The following is a 23,331-nucleotide window of genomic DNA, read 5'->3' on the forward strand; positions in this document are numbered from 1 at the left end:
GTCAGCGGGTGCGCTGGTCCCTGATCGCGGCGAGGGTCCGCTCGGACTCACCGGGCTTGACCTGGCCCCGACCCGGGTGCCCCGGCGCGCCGTTGACGGTCGACGTGTCGTAGGCGAACGTCAGCACCGCGGTGGCGATGGCGTCGGAGTTCACGTCCAGCGCGTGCACGTTGATGTTCCCGATGAGGGTGTAGTCCGCGCGCAGCTGGTCGTAGAGGGCCGTGTTCTGCCCTTCTCCGGTGAGGTTGTCGCACGGCTCGTGGTAGCACGGGTCGTACGCCGCGCCGGCCACGCCACCGTAGAGCGCCGCCTCTGCAACGGTCTTCGGCACCTCCGCGCCGGTGAAGAGACCACCGGCCGGGATGCCCACCGCGATGAACGGCCCGTAGTCGGAGCGACCGGAGAACTCGCTGTCCTGCGAGGGCTCCCCGCGGTCGGCGTAGAACTTCTCGAAGACGTCCTCGATCTGGGCGCTGCCCGCCGGGATGAAGCCGGGTGCCGCGGTCCCGCCGGAGTTGTCCCCGTCGTAGATGCCGAACATGTAGTTGGGCGAGGCGACCATGTCGAAGTTGAGGTAGAGGGCGATGTCCTCGGCCTCCTCGTCGCTCAGCTGGTCGACGTAGTACTCCGAGCCGAGCAAACCTTCCTCCTCGGCACCCCACCAGGCGAACCGCACCGTGTTGGTGGGCTTGACCTTCGCCATCTGGATGGCGGTCTCGAGGAGCGCGGCGCTGCCGGAGCCGTTGTCGTTGATGCCCGCGCCGTTCTGGACGCTGTCGAGGTGAGCCCCGGCCATGACCGTGTTGTCGTCGTTGCCATCGGCGGTCTCGGCAAGCACGTTCGAGGCGGTACGGATTTCGGCGGCGTAGTCGACTGTCACCGTGACCGTCGCGCCGGGAGTGCTTGCGAGGTCGGCGCCGGCCTCGAAGGTTGCGAAGACCGCCGGGATCGTCAGGCCGGTGGCGTCACCGATCATGTTGAGCAGGCCGGTACGGCCCGGCTGACCCTCGTTCATGATGACGACAGCGGAGGCCCCAGCGGCCTGCGCATTGAGGGCCTTGATCGAGAAGCCGCAGGTGCCCCGCTGCATCAGGGCAACCCCCCCGACCGGGAAGCCCGCGAAGTCGGCGGCCTCGCAGCCGCTCGAGTTGCTGTTGGGCGGCAGGCTCGGGTCGATGACGAGCCCGACAGGGACGAGCGAACCCGTCGCCGTCCCCTCAGGGCTCCCGGAGTCGAAGGTGTTGCGAAGGAAGTCGGTGCCGTTGACGAAGGTGCGAGGGTTCGGCGAGACCCTGATCAGCTCCGAGTTCTCCTCGAAGTAGGGAAACTCGAACTCCTGGACGGTGGGTTCGTATCCCGCGGCCTCGAGCTGCTCGACGACGTAGTCGACGGACGCCTGGTAGCCCGGGCGTCCCGCGGCTCGGTCGCCGTACTCGTCGGCGATCTCCTGGAAGGCCTCGAGGTGGTCGACCACCCCGTCCACCGTCACGGCCTCTGTCAGCTTGCGGACCGTGTTGTTGTTCGGATCGGCGTGCGCCGGTGGGGTGGTCATGGCACCGATCAGGGCCGCTGTCGCGGCCGCGGACACGGCCAGGTGGAACCGTCTGGACATGGGATCTCCTGCGCGCGGGGGGAATAGGGATCCTTCGGACCCTAGGCCGGGCGAGGGCGCGCCGAGTCACCCGTTGCGGATGAGTGGGCAGACGGTCCAGACCAGGGCCCCGCTACCGTGGAGCGAGGGCGACCGGGTGCCGAAGGGGGATGTCATCGTGAGCGACGAAGGCAGCGACGAGGCCGAGGACCGCGCCAGCAGCCCGGTCGACTACCCCGATGCGGACCGAGCGGCGGTCGAGGACGAGCCGCCGCCGTCGGCGCGGGTCCCCCTCAGTCGCGAACGCATCGTCGAGGCCGCCCTGGAGTTCATCGACGCCAACGGCCTGCCCGGCCTCACCATGCGTCGGCTCGGGGAGCAGCTCGGCGTCGAGGCGATGGCGCTGTACCGCTACGTCCCCAGCAAGGAGGAGCTCCTCGACGCCGTGGTGGAGTACCTCGTGGCGGGCGTGCGCGCCGACGAGGTCGTCCTCGACGCGCCGCAGGACGGGTGGCAGGACTTCCTGCAACGCCTGGCGCACGGTGTCAGGCGGATGGCGCTGGCTCACCCGAAGGCGTTCCCGCTGGTGGCATCGCGTCCGGCGGAGGCGCCCTGGCTGCGCCCACCGCTGCGCAGCCTCGAGTGGGTGGAGACGTTCCTGTCCGGGCTCCTCGCCGAGGGCTTCAGTGACGAGGCCGCGCTGGAGGGCTACCGCGCGTACACCAGCTTCCTCCTCGGCCACCTCCTGCTCGAGGTCGCCGTGCACGGCGCCGACGTCGGACCCCTCGACGTCCTCGACGACCAGACCGGTGCGCCGGGCCTCGCCGACCATCCCACGGTCGCGCGGCTCCGCGAACCGCTGTCCCAGGACCACTCGGCCGTCGAGTTCGAAGAGGCACTCGAGGCCCTGCTGGACCGCCTCGCCGTCACCCGCAACGAGCACCTCACGGACTGAGCTCCCTGATCCCTCCCTGAGGGTGGAATTTCCTCGGATCCGCATCGGCCCTCCGCCGACGGGTACGGCTTACACCGTAAACCCGTACATCCACACGGCCGTGCGCCGACGTCCCCTCCCCGTGCCGGGACGTGCGTGCGCCGGCCGCAGACGGAGGACTCATGAGAGACGCACTACGTGACGGCTTGACCACGATCGCCGAGTTCGTGCCCAAGTTGGCGCTGTTCCTGGTGATCCTGGTGATCGGCATCATCATCGCCAAGGTCATCGCCAAGGCGCTCAACGCGCTGCTCGAGCGGACCGGCTTCGACCGGGCAGTCGAGCGGGGCGGCATCAAGCGCGCCCTGTCGAGCTCGAAGATGGACGCCAGCGACATCGTCGCCAAGCTCATCTACTACACGCTGCTGCTGTTCGTCCTGCAGCTCGCGTTCGGGGTCTTCGGTGCCAACCCGATCAGTCGCCTGATCGAGGACGTCATCCGCTTCCTGCCGAGCCTCGTCGTGGCGATCATCATCCTCGTCGTCGCCGCGTCCATCGCGGCCGCGGTCAAGGGCCTGCTCGAGAACATGATCGGCGGGCTGTCCTACGGCCGCGCGCTGGCCAACATCGCCTCGGCCTTCATCCTCCTCCTCGGCGTGATCGCCGCGCTCAACCAGGTCGGCGTGGCCACCACGGTCACCACGCCGGTGCTCATCGCGATCCTGGCCACCGTCGCCGGCGTCATCATCGTCGGTGTCGGCGGGGGTCTCATCCGCCCCATGCAGCAGCGGTGGGAGGGCTACCTGTCCACCGCCGAGCGCGAGGCTCCGCGCCTCAAGGCGCATGCCGAGTCCGCACCGTCCGTACGCGACCAGGCGCGGTCGGCCGCCCAGGACCTCGCCCCGTCGGGCAACGGCACCACCGCGTCCAGCACCAGCACCGGCACCCACGTCGGTGGCAGCACGGCGGTCTACGACCAGAACGCCGACCAGACCAACGGCACCGGCTACGACAGCTCGCCGCGGCAGTACTGACCCCTCGGGTCAGACCACCGTCCAACGAAGGGGCGAGGTGGCCCGGACCCCGGGCCGCTCGCCGATCAACTGAATGGAGAACACGCACATGAACACCAACGACCACGGCCGCTTCATCGGCCAGACGCTCTACTCCAGCGACAACGAGAAGATCGGCAAGATCGGTCAGGTCTTCCTCGACGACGACACCGACCGTCCCGAGTTCCTGACCGTGAACACCGGACTGTTCGGGATGAACGAGTCGTTCGTGCCCGCTGCCGACGCGAACGTCACCGGTGACGGCGTACGTGTTCCCTTCACCAAGGACCAGGTCAAGGACGCCCCCAACGTCGACGTCGACAGCGGGCACCTCGACCAGTCCGAGGAGCGACGCCTCTACGAGCACTACGGCATGACCTACTCCGAGCGGTCCAGCGACTCCGGCTTCGCCGACGGCGACACGGGCCTCGCCACCGGCACCACCGGCACGGCGGGCACGGCCGGCACGGCCGACACCACCACCGGCACGTTCACCGGCGAGGGCCACGACACCTCGGGTCCGAACACCGACGACGCGATGACGCGCTCCGAGGAGCGCCTCGACGTCGGCACGACCTCGCAGGAGGCGGGCCGCGCCCGGCTGCGGAAGTACGTCACCACCGAGCAGGAGACCGTGACCGTGCCGGTCAAGAAGGAGCGCGCCGTCCTCGAGACCGAGCCCGTCACCGGCGAGAACCGGGACGACGCGCTGTCCGGACCCGCCATCTCCGAGGAGGAGCACGAGGTGGTCCTGACGGAGGAGCGCGCGGTCGTCGGCAAGACCGCTGAGCCGGTCGAGCGCGTCAAGCTCGGCACCGAGACGGTCACCGACGAGGAGACGGTCACCGAGGAGGTCCGCAAGGAGCACATCGAGGCCGAGGGCGATGTGGACGACCGCCGAGGGACCCGGTGAGCACCAGCTCCGAGCAGCCGCGTCACGACACCGGCGCGGTGCACGGCGACGTGCGTGACACCGACGGGGACGGGGTGCCCGACCGGCACACGGTCCTCGCGCGCGAGAAGGAGGAGCACGGCGGCATCAAGTGGGGCTCGGCCTTCTTCGGCTGGCTCACCGCCGCCGGAACGGCCATCCTCGTGACCGCGCTGCTCAGCGCCATCGGCACCGCTGTGGGCCTAGGGGCGCTCTCAGGCCCCCAGCAGGCCGAGCGCGAGGCCACGCAGAACGCCCAGACCGTCGGCATCGTCGGAGCCGTCGCGCTGCTCGTCGTCCTGTTCATCGCCTACTACGCCGGCGGCTACGTCGCCGGCCGGATGGCACGGTTCGACGGGGCCAAGCAGGGCATCGCCGTGTGGCTGTGGGCTCTCGTCATCGCCATCGTCGTGGCGATCGTCGTCGCGGTGGCGGGCAGCGAGTACAACGTGCTGTCCCAGCTGAACAGCCTGCCGCGCGTGCCCATCAGCGAAGGCGACCTCGCGACCGGTGGCATCATCACCGCCGTCGCAGCCGTCGTCGCGAGCCTGGGCGGTGCCATCCTGGGCGGCCTCGCCGGCATGCGGTTCCACCGCAAGGTGGACCGCACGGGACTCGGAGCCTGATCCCACTCGAGCCGCCCGTTCCGGACACCACCGGAACGGGCGGCTCGTCCATGTCGCCTCGCGTCCTCAGCGCGTCTAGGGTGCGGGGCATGGAAGGGCTTGTGCTTCGCGTCCGGCTCGTCAGCGGTGACAGCATGGATGTCACGTACGACGACCACAGCGCGGCCAGCGAGGACGAGGTCATCGACCACGTCGTCAGCACGCTCTCGGAGGAGACCGGATTGCTCCGCTGCAGGCACGGCGACCGCCTCCTGGTGCTGTACGCACGCGGGGTTGCCGCGGTGGAGGTCGCGCCTCGCGGCGCGGTCCTCTAGCAGCCTCACCCCGCCGCCCGGTGGCGCGTACGCCTCCCAGCAGGCTCCCCACGCACCGGGTCGTTCGCGACGGCCGTCGGCACGTATGCAGCCCGTCGGAATGGGTAGTGAACGGTGCACCACGTCCGCGCACCCCGCCAGGAAGGGGGCCGTCATGCCCGATCGAACGGTTCGCGTCGGAATGACGCGACACGACCGCCCGGCAGGCTGACGTGCGCACCGACGTCGAGGCGTGGTTCGCGCGCCGCACGTCGAGGATGGCGGACTGGGACCGTGCCGCTCTCGCGCGGGCGAAGGGATCGACGTCGGTGAGCGTGGTGCTGCCGGCACGCAACGAGGAGCGGACAGTCGGCGACATCGTCCGGCGGCTGCGTCGTGAGCTGGTCGACGAGCTGCCGCTGGTGGACGAGGTCGTCGTCATCGACTCCGGCTCCGAGGACCGCACCGGCGATGAGGCCCGCGCCGCGGGGGCGACCGTGCACCGGCAGTGCGACGTCCGCCCCGAGCTGGGCGACCGGCCCGGCAAGGGCGAGGCGCTGTGGAAGTCCCTGTTCGTGACCACGGGCGACGTCGTGGTGTTCCTCGACGCAGACCTGCGGGACTTCAACCCCGGCTTCGCCGTGGGGTTGATCGGCCCGTTGCTGGCCGACCCGCGCACCCACTTCGTCAAGGCCATCTACGACCGCCCCCTGACGGACGGCCGCACCGTGCTGCCGGCCGGTGGTGGGCGGGTGACCGAGATCCTCGCCCGCCCCCTGATCAACGTCCACTTCCCCGAGCTGGCCGGTGTCGTGCAGCCGTTGGCCGGCGAGTACGCCGGGCGCCGGGCGTTGCTGGAGCGCCTACCGTTCGTCTCGGGCTACGGGGTGGAGATCGCGATGCTCGTCGACGTGCTGCACGACGTGGGGCTCGACGGCCTGGCACAGGTCGACCTCGGCCGGCGCGTGCACCGCAACTCCCCGGACGACGCCCTGTGCCGGATGGCGGGACAGGTGTACCTCGCGCTGTTGTCCCGGCTCGAGCTCCACGGCCGCGCACTGCCCACTGTGGATCCCAGCACCGACCTGACCCAGTTCGCCCGGGACCGAGGCGCCTTCGTGCCGCTGGTGTCGTGCGTCGGCGTCGACGAGCGGCCGCCTGCGGCGACCCTTCAGCAGTACCGCCCCCGGTCGGACCGCGTGCCGTCCGCATGAGTCTGCGCGTGCTCGTCAACGCCGGACCCTGGTTGCCGGTCCCGCCCATCGGCTACGGCGGCATCGAGACCGTGGTCGCGACGCTGGTGCCGGAGCTGCGGCGGCTGGGGGTCGAGGTCGCCCTCGCCACCGTCGGCACGAGCACGCTGGAGGTCGACCACCTCGTCACGCCCCTCGGCACCCCGCGCTTCGAGTCCGTGGCGCAGCCCTACAACCAGGTCTCGGGCATCGCGCACGCCCACATGCACGGCGTCCTCGCCTGGCTCCGAGACCACGAGGTCGACCTCGTGCACGACCACCTCGAGGTCGTCGGCCCGGCCGTCCTGGGCGCTGCCGGGGACAGGGTGCCGCCGACGCTGCAGACCCTGCACTGGGACCTGCGCAAGCACCGCGACTTCTACAGCTCGTTCGACGGTCACCGGCGGGTGCGCTTCGCGGGCGTCTCCCAGTCGCAGGTCGACCGTGCTCCCGAGAACCTGCGCCGCCAGGCAGTCGAGCACGTGCCCCTCGCGGTCCCCCCGCCGGTCGCACTGGACGTGGAGCGGGGCGACCACGTGGTCGTGCTGGCGCGCATCACCGCGGACAAGGCGCAGGACGTCGCCGCGCGCGTCGCCCGACGAGCGGGGCGCCCGCTGGTGCTCGCCGGACCGGTGGGAGGCGTGGGCGATCCGGAAGAGCTCGAACGCCGGCTGGCCGACGGCGACACGAAGCTGGCGTCGCACCCGGACGTCCGCTTCTTCGTCGACCGGGTCAGGCCCCAGCTCGACGGCTACCACGTCCGATGGGTGGGCGGCGTGGCCGGCGAGGAGAAGGAGCGCCTTCTGCAGTCGGCCGCCGCCCTGCTCAGCCCCCTGCGGTGGGACGAGCCCGGCGCCACCGCCGTCGTCGAGGCGCTGACCCGCGGGATACCGGTCGTCGGAAGTCCACGCGGCGTGCTGCCCGCCCTCGTCGAGCACGGTGTCACCGGCTTCCTCGCCGACACCGAGGAGGACCTCGCCGCCCACCTCGGCAAGGTCGACGACCTCGATCCCGGCGCCTGCCGCGCCGCGGCGGCGTCGTGGACCCCGGACGTCATGGCGCGCCGCTACCTCGACCGCTACGACCGCGTGCTCTCGGAGGCGCCATGAGCACGAGGCTGGTGGTGGTGGGAGCCGGCGGCGTGGCACAACGACACGTCGAGGTGCTGTCGGCGATCCCCGACGTGGACGTCGTCGGCATCATCGACCCCCTCGAGGACGCCGCCCGCTCCCTCGCGCAGCGATGCGGTGCCACGGCGTACTCCTCCACCGGTGAGGCCCTCGACGAGTGCCGTCCGGACGGCGCGTACGTCTGCGTGCCGCCGTTCGCCCACGGCGAGCCGGAGCGCGAGGTGCTCGAGCGCGGTCTCCCGCTGTTCGTCGAGAAGCCCTTGAGCGTGCGACCGGAGGTCGCGGAGGACCTGGCCCGCCGCGTGGCCGAGGCCGGCGTGGTGACCGGTACGGGCTACCACTGGCGCTGCCTCGACACCGTCCAAGCCGCCAGCGAGCGGCTGGAGGCCTCCCCTGCCGTGCTCGCCACCGGCTACTGGCTCGACAAGCGCCCTCCCGTCGCGTGGTGGCCCCACCGCGACCGGTCCGGCGGACAGGTCGTCGAGCAGCTGACGCACGTGCTCGACGTCGCCCGCGTCCTGCTCGGCGAGGCCGTCGAGGTGTACGCCGCGGGGGCGCTCCGGGCGCCCGACCCCGCGGAGAGCGACGGTGGCCCGCCGCGCGGTGACGTGGACGACGCCACCGCCGCCACGATCCGCTTCGCCTCGGGGACGGTCGCCACGCTGGCGGCCACCTCGCTGCTGCGCACCAAGCACCGCGCTGCCCTCCACACCTTCAGCGACGGCCTCGTGCTCGAGCTCACCGAGGCTTCCCTCACCGTCGACGACGGGGAACGACGAGACGTGGTCGAGCCGACCGACGACCCCCGGGAGGTGGTGGACCGTGAGTTCGTCGCGGCCGTTCGCGGGGAGCGCGAGTCCACCCGCGCCCCCTACGAGGAGGCGCTGCGGACTCACCGCCTCGCCTGCGCGCTCGCAGAGTCCGCGCGGCGGCGCGAGCCCGTCCGCCTCCGCGAGGAGGGTCAGTCGTGAAACGTCGCAACCTCGTCGTCACCGCTCCGGGCGAGCTCTCGCTGGTGGTGGAGGACCTGCCCGAGGTGCCGGACGGCGGCCTGCTGCTGGAGACGGTCGCCACCGGCCTCTCCGCCGGCACCGAGCTGACCTTCGTCAAGGGTGACCACCCCGGCCTCGCTCGCGCCCACGACGCCGAGATGGGCCTGTTCCGGGGCACGGCCGACGCCTTGCGCTACCCCGTCACCCGCCTCGGCTACATGGAGGTCGCGCGCGTGGCCCGCAGCCGCTCCCCCGCCTTCGCCGAGGGAGACCTGGTGGCGGCGGCCTACGGCCATGCCACGGCGCACGTCGCCGACCCGGTGCACGAGCACGTCGTCCCCCTGCCCGCCGACCTGGACCCGGTGCTCGGCGTCTACGTCGCCCACCTGGGGCCGATCTGCGCCAACGGGCTGCTGCACGCAGCCGCGGACGCCGTCGGCCCGACGGTCGACCACCTCGGAGCAGGTGTCTCCGGCCGTCGCGTCCTGGTCACGGGCGCAGGACTGATCGGGCTCCTGACCGCGCTCTTCGTGCGCGAGCACGGCGCCGACGAGGTCGCCGTCGTGGACGCCGACCCGCGCCGTCGAGCGGTGGCGGCGAACCTCGGCCTGCTCGCCCTCGACGAGGCGGACGACCCGGCGCTCGCGTTGAAGGCGCGGTGGCGCCACGGTCCCGGCGACCACGGCGCCGACGTCGCGTTCCAGTGCCGTGGCCGCCCCCACGCCCTCGCCACGGCGCTACGGGCGCTCCGGCCGCAAGGTGTCGTCGTCGACCTGGCCTTCTACACCGGCGGCGCTGACGACGTACGCCTCGGCGAGGAGTTCCACCACAACGGCCTGACCGTGCGGTGTGCCCAGATCAGCCGCACCCCCCGGGGCACCGCCGGCCACTGGGACCGGGCTCGGCTCTCGGCCGAGACCGTGCGACTGCTCCGCCGCTGCGGCGAGGAGGTGCGTGACCACCTGCTCACCGAGGTCGTCCCGCTGGAGGACGCGCCGCGACTCATGCTGGAGGTCGCCGGTCACCAGCGGCACGTGGTGTCGGCCGTGTTCACGGTCGACGCCGAGGGCCAGTAGCGCCCGGTCTCACGGGTCGGCCCGCCCGGTGCGTTCGACCTCCTCCGACGACAGCTCGAGACGTCCGGTGACGTGCGCGACGCGATCGCCCTCCACCTGCACCACGCACCCCTCCGCGTTCGCGACCTCCGGGCCGGGCACGTCGAAGACGGCGCCGAGCGCGACGAAGGTCCCGGCGTGGGCGGCGACCAGGACACGACGCCCGTGCCCGGCCGCGGCCAGGAGACCGTCGAGCACGCGGTCGGTGAAGGCGGCGAACTCCTCGTGGGGCCCCGGCGCTGCGACCGGCCGACCACGACGCCAGGCGGCGAGCGTCCCGGGGTACGCGGTCTCGATCTCGTCGCGCGTGCGACCCGTCATCCACTGGCTCCAGCGCTCCCGCAGGTCGGACACCACCACTGGCGCCGACAAGCCCAGGACCCCTGCGACGACCTCGCCCGTCCGGTGGGCCCGCTGCAGGTCGGAGGTGACCACGGCGTCCACCGAGCGTCCCCGGCACGTCGCCGCAAGCGCCTGCGCCTGCCGTTCGCCGAGCGCCGACAGGGGCGGGTCGGCCTGCCCGGTGAAGCGATGCTCGACGTTCCACGTCGACTGGCCGTGACGTACGACAAGGACCTCGGTCACGACACCGACCCTAGTTCGCGTCTGCGCCGTGCGGACGGAGGTCGGCACGGCAAGGTCTGACCACGAACTGCCCACGAGGCCCGAAATACAGTCAGAGGCGGCTTCCCGGATCTCTCCGGAGAACCGCCTCTGACCTGCGGTTCCACTTTGTAGCGGGGGCAGGATTTGAACCTGCGACCTCTGGGAGAGATCGAGCGCTACGGACGAGCTCGGACGATCACGGATCTTCTCGTGTTCCCGTGGAGGGACCACACGGTCCGGTGCGGAGTGTGTCTGCCCATGGCGGACGAGAACGGAACGTATGTGGCGGGTAGGTGGCGGCCGTGAATTGTCGAGAAGGTCGTGGCCATGGGGGCATCTGCGTGAGTCAAGGTGGTGCCCTTCGAGGCGATGGAGGGTGAGCAAGCAGGTCCGGAGCGGGAGCGGCTACTTGACCTCTGCCCGTACGACGAACGCGAGGCCGATGGCCAGGGGGATCAGCAGCCAGGTGAGACCAGTGACGGCGATGTTGGCCCACTGCTCACCGGTCAGTGCCTGGTCGAAGACGAACAGTCCGCTCTGGGCGAACTGGACGTCGACCCACGGCTGCAGGCCGCGGAACCACTGCTGGCTCTCCGCGAGCAGACCGAAGATGGTGGGCAGCACGAACGTGAGGACGAAGTAGGCCACGATGGCCCCGGTCGATGAGCGGATGAGCACGCCCAGCATGAAGCCGATCAGCAGGCTGAGGATCATGCCGAGGACGTAGTAGAGGCACTGGGTCCAGGTCACGTCCCACACCAAGGCGGTACCGGTCACGGCGGCACTGGCGAGGTTGCCGATGGCGCCTACCGCGAACGTCAGCACCATGGCCCCGACGGCAATGAGGACCGAGGAGACGGCCTTGGCCGAGATGATCCGGCCGCGGTGTGGAACCAGGGTGAAGGTCGTCAGCCCGGTGCGTTGGCTCCACTCGCTGGTGACCGAGAGGATCGCGATCAGCGGGAGGATGACCACGACGGGGAACCGGATGGCGGTGGCGAAGGTGGAGTAGGTCAGTTGGTTGTCTGGCGCCCACAGGATGACGCCAGCAGTCGCGAGGACCGCGGAGATGGCGATGCTGGCGATCAACCAGAACCCGGAGCGGGTGTTGAACATCTTGCGTAGCTCGACCCGCGTCACCCGTGCCAACGTCAGCCCGTGGCGCAACGGAACTCCACTCGGGAGGGCTTGTGCTGCGCTGGCAGTCATGTCGTTGCTCCTTCTCGCTGGGAGGTGGCGGTGAGCTCGAGGAACATGTCCTCGAGTCCGGCGTCCTCGGCACGCAGCTCGATCAGGGCGACGCCGGCCTCCAGCGCCACCTTCCCGACCAGGCCGGGGTCCGCGTCGGTGTGCAGGGCGCCGTCGCCGGACCTGGTCGTGGCGATGCCGAGCTCGCCGAGCGCGTCCTTGAGCAGGCGGGGGTCCGCCGCACGGACAACCGTCCCGGGAGCGTGGAGGAGCTCGATCTTGGAGCCTTGCGAGACGATCCGGCCGTTGCCGATCATCACGATGTCGTCGGCGATGACCTCGATCTCGTGGAGCAGGTGGGAGGACAGCAGGACGGTGCCACCGCGGTCGGCGTAGCCGCGGAGCAGGTCACGCATCCAGCGGATGCCCGCCGGGTCCAGGCCGTTGGCCGGCTCGTCGAGGATGAGCACCTCCGGCTCTCCGAGGAGGGCGGCGGCGATGCCGAGTCGTTGGCGCATCCCCAGGGAGTAGTTGCCGACCCGCCGGGACGCCTCGGTCTGGGTGAGGCTGACGACCTCGAGCATCTCCTCGACGCGGCTGCGCGGCAGGCCCATGTACATCTGCGCGACGGTCAGGATCTCCCGGCCGGTGCGACCGGCGTGCTGGGCAGAGGCGTCGAGCAGCACGCCGACCTCGAGCCCCGGGTTGGGCAGGTCGACGTAGCGCCGTCCGGCCATGGTGACGCTGCCCGCAGTGGCTCGGGTGAGCCCGACCATGATCCGCATGGTGGTGGACTTCCCGGCTCCGTTGGGGCCGAGGAATCCGGTGACCCGGCCGGCGCGGGCGGTGAAGCTGACGTCGTCGACCGCGGTGAACCGGTGGTACGTCTTCGTCACTCCCTCGACGGTGATCATGAGGGGGCACCGCTGCCTGCCGGCACCGGAACGGGCGCGGCCGGCAGCTCCGGGGCTTCTGCTGGCACGTCCGTCACATCTCGGCCCTCGGCGTCGATGTGGGGCAACAGGCGATCGAGCCAGGTCGGCAGCCACCAGTTGCGATCGCCGAGCAGCTCCATCGTCGCGGGGACCAGCACCATCCGGACGAGGGTCGCGTCGATGAGGACCGCCACGCCGAGCCCCAGGCCGAACATCTTCGTGAGCACGGACTCGCCCAGCACGAAGGAGAAGAAGACGGTCACCATGACAGCGGCGCTGGCGGTGATGACGCGAGCCGACTTGGCCAGGCCGTCTGCGACGGCGAGGGCGTTGTCGCCGGTGCGGTCGTACTCCTCCTTGATCCGCGAGAGCAGGAACACCTCGTAGTCCATCGAGAGGCCGAACAGGATCGCGAAGATGCCGATCGGCAGCTGGATGGGGACGGGCGTCGCCTCGGGGATGCCGACCAGGTCTCCCAGCGGTCCGCCGCCGGTGGCCAGGGCCAGGACTCCGAACGCCGCGCCGGTCGCCAGAAGATTCATGAGCACCGCCTTCAGCGGGACCAGGACCGAGCGGAACACCATCATCAGCAGCAGGAACGACACCAGCAGCACGCCGCCGAAGAAGAACGGCAGCCGGTCCGCGGTCCCCCGCGTGGAGTCGAGGTTGGCCGCGATCATGCCGCCGACGTGGACCGTCAGACCGGTGTCCGCGGTGGCCGTGGGGATCGCGTCCTCGCGCAGGAGGTCGACGAGCTTCTCGGTGACGGCGTCCTGCGGTGACGTGGTCGGGGTGACGGTGAGCACCGCGGTGTCCCCGACCTCGTTCACGATCGCGGGTGCGACGTAGGCCACCCCGTCCACCTGGCCGAGCGTGGCCCCGAGCTGGTCAGCGGCGCCCTGGAGGTCGGCGGCCGCGCCTTGCACGGTCAGCACCATCGGTGCCGAGAAGCCGGGGCCGAATCCCTCTGCCAGGAGGTCGTACGCCTGGCGGCTGGTGGAGGTCGGCGCGTCGTTCTCAGCGTCGGGGAAGCCGAACCGGATGCCGAGGAACGGCGCGGCCAGCGCGAGGAGTACCGCCAGTCCGCCGATCGCGGCGACCCAGGGACGCCGCTGGACGAAGCGGCTCCAGCGGAACCAGCGGGAGGCGTCGTAGGGACGGGCCTGCCTGCTCACGAACGGGACGTGCAGGCGTTCGATGCCATGACCGGTGAACCCGAGCATGGCTGGCAGTAGCGTCAGAGATGCTGCGACGGTGACCAGGACCGCGAGCACGACGGTGAAGGCGAACCCGTTCATCGCGGGCTGGCCCATCAGGAGGATGCCCAGCATCGAGACGATGACCGTGATCCCGGCGAACAGGACCGCGCGACCGGCGGTCGCGATCGCGGTGGAGGTCGCGCGCCGCGGGTCCTGACCGGCGGCGAGGCTGGTGCGGTAACGGGTGACGATGAGCAGGGCGTAGTCGATACCGACGCCGATGCCGACCATCGCCGCCGTCGCGGGAGCCCAGTCTGGGACGTCGACCACGCGCCGGAGCACCTCTCCGAGCGCCATCGCGACACCGAGGCCGAACAGCGCGGTGATGAGGGGCAACCCCATCGCGACCACGGAGCCGAACGTGAACAGCAAGATGACGGCGGCCGCGACCAGTCCGACCACCTCCGAGCCGACTGGCGGCGCCTGCGACAGGGCAGCCACCGGACCGCCGACCTCGACCTGAAGGGAGTTGTCGCCTGCCTCGAGGATGGGATCGACGAGGGCAGCGGCGCGCGCCGGCGTGTACTCGTTGACCGTCGTGCTGAGGGCGACGTCGGCGTACGCCGTCGTGCCGTCGTCCGAGATCTGGGCGGCACCGCCCTCGGCGAACGGGCTGGCGATCCCGACCACGTCGTCGTGGCGAGCCACCTCGGCGAACAGCGCCTCGGCCTCGCCCCGCACCTGGGGCGACCTCACCCCCTGCTCGGCGTGCAGCACCACCTGGACGGTGTCACCCGAGCGCTGCGGGAAGGTCTTCTCAAGTGCCTGGGAGGCCGCCCTCGACTCCGAGCCGGGTTGGAGGTAGTCCTGTCGGAACTCACCGCCCACGGCACCGGCCAGGAGGAAGGACGCGACCAGCGCGCCGAGCCACGTGATGACGACGACGCGGCGGCGCCTGAAGCACCAGTCAGCGAGATTGACCAACATGTCGGGCTCCTCAGGACGAAGGATCGAGATGCCTCGACGCTAGGGACGCGGCTCGCCGGTGAGGATGGGGCTGACAGCACGACTGCAGGGGCCAGCACCCCGGCCGAGATGCGCCACCACCACTAGAGTCGGGTCATGGCCTTGCGGGTCGTCTTCGCCGACGACAACTACCTCGTCCGCGAGGGCGTCGCCGCACTGCTGTCGGAGGTCGAAGGCGTCGACCTGGTCGACGTCGTGGCCGATCCCGATGAGCTGCTGGCCTCGGTGGCCGCCCGCTCCCCCGACGCGGTGCTCACCGACATCCGGATGCCGCCCACGCACACCGACGAGGGCATCGTGGCGGCCAAGCGGATCCGCTCCGAGCACGCCGGCACCGGAGTCGTCGTGCTGTCCCAGTACGTCGAGGAGGACTACGCCTTCGCCCTGCTGTCCGAGGGGGTCGCCGGCATGGGATACCTGCTCAAGGAGCGGGTCGGCGACCTGGACGAGCTCGTCCGTGCGCTCACCGCGGTCTCGCGTGGAGAGTCGGCGCTCGACCCCTTGGTCGTCGAGGCACTGCTGGCCCGACGAGCCGGTGAAGGTCCGCTGCTCGGGCTGACGGATCGTGAGCGGGAGGTGCTGGCGGTGATGGCCACCGGGCGCAACAACGCGACGATCGCCAAGACCTTGTACATGAGTGACAGGGCGGTGGAGAAGCACATCGGCTCGGTGTTCCAGAAGCTCGGGCTGGTCGACGAGCGCGAGACCAACCGGCGCGTCATGGCCGTCCTCGCCTACGTGGAGGCCCGAGGCGGTTGACCAGCGGGTCGGGTCGGGGGCCAGCCCCACCCGAGGGGTACGGCCGGTGTCCTGTCGCGTGACGGTCATGAGGCGCACACTCACAGGATGAGGATCCGCCGCGGCACCGGTCGGCTGCACAACCGCGTCCTGCACCGGGTGCTGGTGTGGATCTGCATGACCGTCTTCGTGGCGGGCGTCTACGTGGTGGTCGTCCGGGGCGGCGGGGCCGTCATCGGCCGCACCGACTCGCCGAGCGTCGCTCTATCGGTCCTTGCCACGGCGACGGTGGCGTTGTCCTTCGTCCGCGTGCAGACCGACGCCGAGCGGTGGGCATCGCGACTGCTCGGCGACGGGTCCGCGGCGCCCTACGAGGTCCTGAGTCGGTTCTCCGAGGGCGTGCCTGAGGAGGGCTCGACCGACGACCTGCCGGCACGGATGGCTCGGCTGCTCGCCGAGGGGACTGGTGCACGGTGGGCCCAGGTGTGGGTGTCGGTGTCGGACCACCTGACCCTGTCCGCCACGTGGCCGGCGGACGCCGAGGCCACCGAGACGCCACCCGCCCTCCTGCCGGGGGCACGCGATGCCGCCGGGCCGGGGCTCCGGGCCCTCCCCGTCACGCACGGCGGGGAGCTGCTGGGCGTCCTCCGACTCCAGGAGCGCCCCGGCCTCCTGCTGGCCCCGATCGAGGAACGGCTCTTCACCGCTCTCGCGGACCGGGCTGGACTGATGCTGCGCCACGTGGGGATCCGGGCCGACCTCGAGGTCCGGCACGCAGAGCTGGTCGAGCAGGCGGAGGAGCTGAAGGCGTCACGACGGCGGCTCATCGAGACCCAGGACGCCGAACGGCGGCGGTTGGAGCGAGACCTGCACGACGGAGCCCAGCAGCACCTGGTGGCCCTCACGGTCAACCTGCGGCTGGCGCAGAGCCTTTCGAACAGCTCGCCGGCTCGTGCTGCGGCGCTCCTCGGACTGCAGTCCGACGCCACGACGGTCGCGATCGAGACCCTTTCCTCTCTTTCTCGCGGGATCTACCCGAGCCTGCTGTCCGAGCAGGGCCTGGTGGCGGCGCTGCGGTCCGCCGTGGCCACCAGCGCGATCCCGGTGACCATCACCGCCGACCGGATGGTGCGACTCGCTGCCACGGTCGAGGCAGCGCTGTACTTCTGCTGCATGGAGGCCGTGCAGAACGCGGCGAAGCACTCCGGGGGCAGCACGCTCCTGGTGCGCCTCAGTGCAGACGCCGGGACGTCGCGGCTCGTGGTGATCGATGACGGTGACGGCTTCCACGCCTCCGGCGGGCAGCCGACAGGCGCGGGACTGGCCAACATGCGTGACCGGCTGGACGCCGTCGGCGGAGTCCTGACCGTGACGTCGGCGCTGGGCACGGGCACCACCGTGACGGCCCTGGTCAACGATCGGGCGGCCTGAGGTGCGAGCGCCGTTCGCCTGGGCGGTGCTGGGCGTCGTGCTGGTCGCGTCCGTCCTGGACACCGTCTTCACCGCCGCGCACGGCTCCCTGTGGACCGAAGCGACCTGGGCCGAGCACGGCTGGCCTCTGGCGCCCCTGGCCGGTGTGGGGTGTGCCCTGATGGGTGCGCTCATCGTCCGGCGCCATCCCGCGCACCCCATCGGCTGGCTCCTGTCCGTCGCCAGCCTGCTGGCGGTCACCCTGGCTGCGGATGCCTACGGCATCTGGGCGCTCGACAGCGGTGATCCCGGACGCGAGGTCTCGGGCCACCTGGCGCTGTGGGCGGCACCGCTGCTCGGCTGGCCCGCCTTCGCTGCACTGGTGCTGGTGTTCCTCCTGGCACCGGACGGCCGCCTGCCCTCGCGTCGGTGGCGTTGGGCCGTCTGGTTCACCGGTGCCGGGGTCGCGCTGCACACCCTGGGGACGTTGACCACGCCGCCCGGGGACTTCATCTACGGTCAGCGGGACAGCAGCCGCGCCATCACCGAGCCACTTCTCACAGTCGGATGGATGCTGGTCGCGGTCGGGCTCATCGCCTCGGCAGTGTCCCTGGTGGTGCGGCTCCGACGCTCGCGCGACGACGTACGCCGCCAGCTGCTCTGGGTCGCGTCGGCTGCCGCGCTGCTGGCCGTGGGCGTGGTGGTGATCCTGGTGGTGCCGCGGCTGACCGGTGTCGAGGGGACGTGGCTGGCGGCGCTTCCGCTGCGGGTGGCCCAGGTCGCCGTACCGCTGTGCGTGGCGGTCGCGGTTCTTCGCCACCGGCTGCTCGAGATCGACGTGATCGTCAACCGCGCCGTCGTTCTGGCCATTGCCACCGTGCTGGTCGCGGCGGGCTACGTGCTCGTCGTGGTCGCCGTCGGCCTCGCGGTGGAGGGGACCAACGGCTTCTGGCCCTCCGTGCTCGCCACGGCCGTCGTGGCGCTGGCCTTCCAGCCCCTGCGGAGCTGGGTGGTCCGGGTGGCAGACCGGCTGGCGTACGGCACTGCGGCTGCGCCGTACGAAGCGCTCACCGACTTCAGTCGGCGCCTCGGCACCAGCCCCGATCCCGCGTCGCTGCTGCCGGCGGTGGCCGAGGCCGCAGCGCGTGCGGTCAATGCCACCAGGGCATCGGTGGTGCTGCACGTCGCCGGCGGCGCCGACCAGACGGCGAGCTGGCCGCCCGGCCGAGCGACCGCCCCTGACGCTCCCGGGCTGCAGCTGCCGGTCATGCACCACGGGGAACGCCTCGGCAGCATCACGGTGACCATGCCGACCGGGCATCCGATGCGCCGCCGCGAGCACCAGCTGCTCACCGACCTGGCCGACCAGGCAGGACTCGCCTTCCGCAACGCGCGACTCACGGTCGAGCTGTCGGGTCAGGTGCAGCAGCTGGGCGAGCGCACCCGTGAGCTGAGCGGCTCACGCCGTCGGCTCATCAACGCCGGTGATGCCGAGCGGAGCCGTCTCGAGCGAGCGATCGCCGGTCAGGTCCTCCCCCACCTGCAGCCGCTGCCCGAGCGTCTGCGACAGCTGTCAGTGGTCGACGGCCAGGGCACGGACCCGGACGGGGCCCTCGGTCCCTCCCTCGACCCGATGGTGGGTGCCGTGAACGCAGCGTTGGAGTCGCTGCGCGAGATCACCCGCGGCGTGTTTCCCGCCCAGCTCGCTCGTTCCGGGCTCCCCACCGCCCTCCAGTCCCTCTTCACGAGGACCGGCGGCTCCCGCCGTCTCGTGCTCGACGGCCACGCCGATGGTCGGCGCTTCGATCCCCGCGTCGAGGCCGCTGCCTACTTCTGCGTCGCCGAGGCGACGCGCGACCTCGGCGACCCCGTGCGGGTCGCCTTGTCGGCTGTCGGCGACGAGCTGCTCGTGGCGGTCACCGGCGGCGACGGGGGCCAGCTGCCGCTGAGCCACATCCGTGATCGGGTCGAGGCCGCCGGCGGGACCGTCTCCCTGGCGAACGAGGAGGGCCTCACCTCCGTGGAGGCGCGGTTCCCGCGCCCACGTCAGTTGGTCGCTGCCGTCCATGCCTCCCGCAGTCGGTCCGGGCCGAAGGCCGACTTGGTGACGTAGGCCGCCGCTCCGCACTCAGCGATGAAGCGTGCGCCGGCGTCCTCGTCGTACGTCGAGAGCAACAGCACCACCGGCGCCGAGGTGCGGGCCCGTAGACGCCTCGTGGCCTCGAGCCCGTCGATGCCGGGGAGGTTGACGTCCATCAGCACCAGGTCGGGGAGCAACGCCCGTGCCGCCACGACCGCCTCCTCGCCCGAGCCGGCCCGGCCCACGACCCAGAACCCCTCGGTCTCCTCGATGACCGCGCTCATGGCACGCAGGAACGGCGCTTGGTCGTCGACGATCAGCACGCTCACGGGAATCACTCCGGCACACCTCCGCTGCCCACTCTGGTGGGGCAGGACTGCAGGGAGGAGGGGGTGAGCCGCACGACTGAGGTGATCAACCCCAGCGCGTCAGCGGTGTCACGCGGCGGCGATCCTCCCCGACGCCGTTTCCCACACGGCACGGAGCCGGTCCGGCCCGAACGCCGCCTTGGCGACTTACGCCGCAGCGCCGCACCAGGGAACAAGGTGGGCGCCTGCATCCTCATGACAGGTCGACACCGGCAGCACGACCGGCGGCGATGGCCGGGCGCGGAGCCGACTGGTGGCCTCCACCCCGTCCATCCCGGGCAGGTCGACGTCGATGAGCACCAGGTCGGGAAGCAGCTGCGCGGAGTCCACCAGGCACTGCTCCCCGGACGCCGCCTCACCGATGACCTCGCAGCCATCCGCTTCCTCGACCACGGCACTCATGGTCCGCAGGAACGGCGCCTCGCCGTCGACCACCAGCACTCGCACGTCGGTCATGGGAACCACACTCCTCACTGGATCTTGACCGCTCGGAACGGCACGTGGAATGGGGCGCACCGTACGAACGGTGGGGCCTATCCCCCTGGAACGGCATGGACAGTCCGCGAGACCACGATCTTCGCCCGCGCATGCTCCGACTCCAGATGGGCAGCGCCCCCGCGGCCTCGTCGAGACCAACGCCTTCACGAGCAGTGCTATCGGGCCCACCCTGACCGCACTCGGACCTCAACCCGGTGCTCACGCACCTACGTGCTCGCCACCATCGCGGTGCCGACCGTCATCTATGGACTCATGCCGCGACGACACCGCCTGAGGGTCCGCCTGCTCAGCGCCTAGCGTTCGCTCCGGCGAGGAGCGACAACGCTTGTCGCTTGTCGAGACGTTCCCGCTCGGGGACGGCGGTCGGGGCCAGTGCAGCCGCATCGTCGGCCCGCCCGAGAAGGGTGAAGGCCAGGGCCGGCTGAGCGTCCAGGGCCGCGTGGTGGGCCTGGGCGTCGAGGGCGTGGACCAGCACCGGTACGTCGTGCGTCCGGCGGGCTTCGTCGAGGACCGAGGCGAGTGCCGGCGCGTCCCGCCTGTCGGCGACGAGGATGCACGTGCTCAACAAGGCACCGTCGCCGCCGCCTGCGTGCGCGTACCACTCGACGTTCTGCTCAAGAAGGTCGAGGGCTGCCGGGCCCTCCCCTTCCGCGCGGAGCAGCTGGGCCACGTGCAGCCGCGCGGTCGCCGCGAGCCGTCCGTCCCCACCGGCCATGGCCTGGTCGACCGCCCGACGCAGGGTTCGCACGGCGCGCCGGTCCTGCCCGAGCTGACGCTCGACCTCGCCGAGGCTCGCCAGGTGCAGCGCCGCCTGCCCCGAGAAGCCCAGCACGCGCGACTTCTCGGCTGCTCCGCGAAGTGCGTGCGAGGCCTCGTCGAGACGCCCCTCCACCCGCGCGATGCCCGCGAGGAGCCCTTGGGCGTGCACGAGGGCCCACGCATCGTCGATCGGCGACAGGATCTCCACGGCCGCCGTCGCCTCTGCCGCCGCCGTCGCGGTGTCGCCGACCATGAGGGCCGCGTAAGCGGCCAGGATCAGGCTGGCCGCCGTCTCCCACGCTCGTTCCGCACGCTGGTTCGCGTCGAGGCTTCGACGTGCGGATCGCGCCGCCACGTCGGCTCGACCCTGCTGCAGGGCAAGGAACGCCTCGTGCCGGTCCACGTCAGCGGAGTCCAGGTCGTCATTGAACGCCGTGGCGATGCGTCGGGCGGCGCCGAGGTCGTTCTCGGCGAGCACCAGGTCACCGGCCGAGGCCTCGAGCCACGCTGCGAGCAGGTGGGCCCGGAGACGGTGAAGAGGCTTTGCGTGGAAGGTGTTCGCCTTGCGCAGGCGTGCGGCACCCACGGGTCCCTCGCCCATCACCACCCACGTCCATCCCATCTCGGTGGCGATCTCGGCGCCGAGTTCCGGGTCGTGCTCGCTGCACCAGGCAAGGGCGGCGTCGATGTTGTCCCGTTCGGCTCGGGCGATGCGCAGACATCCGGGTTGTCCGGCGGTCCGCACGTGCTGCGCGCACCACCGTGCCATGTCGGCGTACCAGGTCGCGTGCGCGGCCGCGACGAGCGGCGTTCCACCGCTGTCCTCGAGCCGGTCGGCGGCGAAGGTCGAGATGCTGTCCAGCAGCCGGTAGCGAACGGCACCGTCGACAGCGGCGTCGACTTCGACCAGAGAACGGTCGACGAGGCGCGTGATGACGTCCACCGTCGCACCAACGGGCACGCCGAGCGCGCCCAGGACGTGCTCGACCGCGTCCAGAGTGGCTCCGCCGGTGAAGCACGACAGCGCCCACAGCCCGCGCTGGTCGTCGGGGAAGAGCAGGTCGTAGCTCCATCCGATCGCACCGGCGAGTGCCCGCCGCCGCTCCGTGCTGGTGCTGCTGGGGTCGCGCAACAGGGCGAAACGGTCGTCAAGGCGCCGTGCGATGTCCTCGACCGACATGGATCTCACACGCCCCGCTGCAAGCTCGATCGCCAGAGGGAGTCCGTCGAGGGACTGGCAGATGTCTCCCACGAGGTCGGCGGTGGAGACGTCGAGGACGAAGCGGTCGCGCAGAGCCTTCGCACGGGTCGTGAACAAGGACACCGCATCGGCCTGGTCGAGCGGTGACAGGTGGTGGACGCACTCGCCCCCGACACGTAGCGGCGCCTGGCTGGTCAGAAGCAACCGCACGGAGGGAACCGTGTCCATCAGCCACGAGACGAGATCTCCAACGGCTTCGGCCACGTGCTCGCAGTTGTCCAGCAGGAGCAGCGTCTGGGCACCGCCCAGCCGTTCCAGCAGGGCCGCATCGCCTCCGGAGACGTGGAGCTGGCCGGCGACGACGTTCCTCAGGTCGGCACTGCCATCGAGACCTTCCAACCGGATCAGCCACACACCGCCCGGCAGCTGACGGCGATGGGCTGATGCGAGGGCGAGAGCCGTCTTGCCGATGCCCGCCGTACCGACCAGGGTCACGATCCTGTGGTTGTCCATCGACTGCATCACCCGGGCGAGGTCGCCGTTGCGGCCGATCAGCTGGGCTGCCTGCTCAGGCAGGTTGCCGGGGCGGACCAGCGCGTCGTGAGGGCGCGGGTTCGACACGAGGGCTCCCTGGCGGAGCACCTGCACCTCAAGAAGTCGCAGCTCCGTCCCGGGCTCGACGCCCAGCTCCTCGACCAGCAGCGCTCGCACCCGCGCGTAGGCGGTCAGCGCCTCCGCCTGCCGACCGGAGCGGTAGAGCGCGGTAATCAGTGCAGCCCAGAGCCGCTCGCGAAGGGGATGCTGGGCGACGAGCATCTCCAGCTCTCCGATGAGCTCGCCTCCGGCACCCAGATCGGTGCGCGCAGTCATCGAGACCTCGACGAGAGTCAGTCGCACCTCCTCCAGCTGGACCCGGTGCGGAGTCGCCCAACCGCCGAGATCGACGAGGATGTCGCCGCGGAACAGAGCCAGGCCCTCGAGTGCCCGTGCGGCGGCCTCGGACGATTCGCCGCGCTCGAGAGCGGCGGTCGCCGCGGCTGCCAACGCGATGGCGCGCCCGGCGTCGACCTGCTGCGGATCGACGGCCAGGACGTAGCCGTCCCCCGTTCCGCGGACGAGATCCCGGTCGCCCAGGGCTCGCCTCAGCTGGGAGACCTTGGACTGCAGTGTGTTCCGGTTCGCCGACGCTCCGCCCCACAGGTCCTCCAGCAGCGCATCGGTGCGCACGCGGCCCCCTGGTGACAGAGCCAGCCTGACCAGCAGCTCGGTGGTCCGACCTGCCGGGACGGTGAGCATCGACCCACGTTGGCGGATCTCGACCGCGCCCAGCAGGGCGACTGTCAGCATGCTTCGACAGTAGGCCTCTGAACCGCTTCCTGCGCCGCGCGGACTAGACGTTCCGCCCCCGAAGCAATGCTGACGGCCGG

Annotated in this window: 20 protein-coding genes; 12 read left to right on the forward strand and 8 right to left on the reverse strand. The window is 71.1% G+C overall.

What is annotated here, in order from left to right:
• Position 1: 1 nt before the first annotated feature.
• The gene (locus tag ACFQW6_RS17670; protein ID WP_378548343.1) at positions 2-1,612 is read right to left on the reverse strand and encodes a M28 family peptidase; all 1,611 of its coding nucleotides are present in this window, start codon (positions 1,610-1,612) and stop codon (positions 2-4) included.
• Positions 1,613-1,769: 157 nt separating this feature from the next.
• On the opposite strand from ACFQW6_RS17670, the gene ACFQW6_RS17675 reads away from it, so the two are divergent.
• The 9 genes from ACFQW6_RS17675 to ACFQW6_RS17715 all read left to right on the forward strand — a co-directional run bounded on the left by ACFQW6_RS17675 (position 1,770) and on the right by ACFQW6_RS17715 (position 9,857).
• On the forward strand, positions 1,770-2,546 hold the full coding sequence (locus ACFQW6_RS17675) for a TetR/AcrR family transcriptional regulator C-terminal domain-containing protein (protein WP_378548346.1): 777 nt from the start codon (positions 1,770-1,772) through the stop codon (positions 2,544-2,546).
• 185 nt (positions 2,547-2,731) lie between these two features.
• Positions 2,732-3,559, forward strand: a complete 828-nt coding sequence (locus tag ACFQW6_RS17680; RefSeq protein ID WP_378548349.1) for a hypothetical protein — start codon at positions 2,732-2,734, stop codon at positions 3,557-3,559.
• Between the two features lie 88 nt (positions 3,560-3,647).
• The gene (locus ACFQW6_RS17685) at positions 3,648-4,490 is read left to right on the forward strand and encodes a DUF2382 domain-containing protein (RefSeq protein ID WP_378548352.1); all 843 of its coding nucleotides are present in this window, start codon (positions 3,648-3,650) and stop codon (positions 4,488-4,490) included.
• Complete coding sequence (locus tag ACFQW6_RS17690; RefSeq protein ID WP_378548355.1) at positions 4,487-5,134, forward strand: hypothetical protein; 648 nt, start codon at positions 4,487-4,489, stop codon at positions 5,132-5,134. Before ACFQW6_RS17685 ends, ACFQW6_RS17690 begins: the two co-directional genes overlap by 4 nt.
• 89 nt (positions 5,135-5,223) lie before the next feature.
• A complete protein-coding gene (locus ACFQW6_RS17695) occupies positions 5,224-5,448 on the forward strand; it encodes a hypothetical protein (RefSeq protein WP_378548358.1) in 225 nt (74 codons plus the stop codon).
• Between the two features lie 212 nt (positions 5,449-5,660).
• Complete coding sequence (locus ACFQW6_RS17700; protein WP_378548361.1) at positions 5,661-6,641, forward strand: glucosyl-3-phosphoglycerate synthase; 981 nt, start codon at positions 5,661-5,663, stop codon at positions 6,639-6,641.
• Positions 6,638-7,768, forward strand: coding sequence for a glycosyltransferase (locus tag ACFQW6_RS17705; RefSeq protein WP_378548364.1), 1,131 nt, complete (start codon positions 6,638-6,640; stop codon positions 7,766-7,768). Before ACFQW6_RS17700 ends, ACFQW6_RS17705 begins: the two co-directional genes overlap by 4 nt.
• Positions 7,765-8,760, forward strand: coding sequence for a Gfo/Idh/MocA family protein (locus ACFQW6_RS17710; RefSeq protein WP_378548367.1), 996 nt, complete (start codon positions 7,765-7,767; stop codon positions 8,758-8,760). The genes ACFQW6_RS17705 and ACFQW6_RS17710 overlap by 4 nt, the downstream gene beginning before the upstream one ends.
• Positions 8,757-9,857: a zinc-binding alcohol dehydrogenase gene (locus ACFQW6_RS17715; protein ID WP_378548370.1), complete on the forward strand. Its 1,101-nt coding sequence runs from the start codon at positions 8,757-8,759 to the stop codon at positions 9,855-9,857. Before ACFQW6_RS17710 ends, ACFQW6_RS17715 begins: the two co-directional genes overlap by 4 nt.
• 9 nt (positions 9,858-9,866) lie before the next feature.
• Here the strand turns inward: ACFQW6_RS17715 and ACFQW6_RS17720 are convergent, their stop codons facing one another.
• The 4 genes from ACFQW6_RS17720 to ACFQW6_RS17735 all read right to left on the reverse strand — a co-directional run bounded on the left by ACFQW6_RS17720 (position 9,867) and on the right by ACFQW6_RS17735 (position 14,811).
• On the reverse strand, positions 9,867-10,481 hold the full coding sequence (locus ACFQW6_RS17720) for a histidine phosphatase family protein (protein ID WP_378548373.1): 615 nt from the start codon (positions 10,479-10,481) through the stop codon (positions 9,867-9,869).
• A 426-nt stretch (positions 10,482-10,907) separates the two neighbouring features.
• The gene (locus ACFQW6_RS17725) at positions 10,908-11,642 is read right to left on the reverse strand and encodes an ABC transporter permease (protein ID WP_378548376.1); all 735 of its coding nucleotides are present in this window, start codon (positions 11,640-11,642) and stop codon (positions 10,908-10,910) included.
• Positions 11,643-11,707: 65 nt separating this feature from the next.
• Positions 11,708-12,604 carry an ATP-binding cassette domain-containing protein gene (locus ACFQW6_RS17730; protein ID WP_378548379.1) on the reverse strand — a complete coding sequence of 299 codons (897 nt, stop codon included), beginning with the start codon at positions 12,602-12,604 and terminating at the stop codon, positions 11,708-11,710.
• Positions 12,601-14,811, reverse strand: coding sequence for an MMPL family transporter (locus tag ACFQW6_RS17735; RefSeq protein ID WP_378548382.1), 2,211 nt, complete (start codon positions 14,809-14,811; stop codon positions 12,601-12,603). Before ACFQW6_RS17735 ends, ACFQW6_RS17730 begins: the two co-directional genes overlap by 4 nt.
• Positions 14,812-14,946: 135 nt before the next feature.
• Here ACFQW6_RS17735 and ACFQW6_RS17740 point away from each other — a divergent pair, with 135 nt between their 5' ends.
• The 3 genes from ACFQW6_RS17740 (at position 14,947) to ACFQW6_RS17750 (ending at position 19,111) form a co-directional block, all read left to right on the forward strand.
• Positions 14,947-15,609, forward strand: coding sequence for a response regulator (locus tag ACFQW6_RS17740; protein WP_378548385.1), 663 nt, complete (start codon positions 14,947-14,949; stop codon positions 15,607-15,609).
• Between the two features lie 87 nt (positions 15,610-15,696).
• Positions 15,697-17,019 (forward strand): ATP-binding protein, encoded by a 1,323-nt coding sequence (locus ACFQW6_RS17745; protein ID WP_378548388.1) that lies wholly within the window; start codon positions 15,697-15,699, stop codon positions 17,017-17,019.
• Between the two features lies 1 nt (position 17,020).
• A complete protein-coding gene (locus tag ACFQW6_RS17750; RefSeq protein ID WP_378548391.1) occupies positions 17,021-19,111 on the forward strand; it encodes a hypothetical protein in 2,091 nt (696 codons plus the stop codon).
• Here ACFQW6_RS17750 and ACFQW6_RS17755 read toward each other — a convergent pair.
• The 3 genes from ACFQW6_RS17755 to ACFQW6_RS17765 all read right to left on the reverse strand — a co-directional run bounded on the left by ACFQW6_RS17755 (position 19,045) and on the right by ACFQW6_RS17765 (position 23,251).
• Entirely contained in the window at positions 19,045-19,416 is a 372-nt protein-coding gene (locus tag ACFQW6_RS17755) for a response regulator transcription factor (RefSeq protein WP_378548394.1), read from the reverse strand. The two genes, ACFQW6_RS17750 and ACFQW6_RS17755, sit on opposite strands and share 67 nt — an antisense overlap.
• A 177-nt stretch (positions 19,417-19,593) precedes the next feature.
• The gene (locus ACFQW6_RS17760; RefSeq protein WP_378548397.1) at positions 19,594-19,902 is read right to left on the reverse strand and encodes a response regulator transcription factor; all 309 of its coding nucleotides are present in this window, start codon (positions 19,900-19,902) and stop codon (positions 19,594-19,596) included.
• Between the two features lie 328 nt (positions 19,903-20,230).
• Positions 20,231-23,251, reverse strand: a complete 3,021-nt coding sequence (locus ACFQW6_RS17765) for a BTAD domain-containing putative transcriptional regulator (protein ID WP_378548400.1) — start codon at positions 23,249-23,251, stop codon at positions 20,231-20,233.
• Positions 23,252-23,331 lie beyond the last annotated feature (80 nt).

It is taken from the genome of Nocardioides sp. GCM10028917, from assembly GCF_042666175.1.
Lineage (GTDB): Bacteria > Actinomycetota > Actinomycetes > Propionibacteriales > Nocardioidaceae > Nocardioides.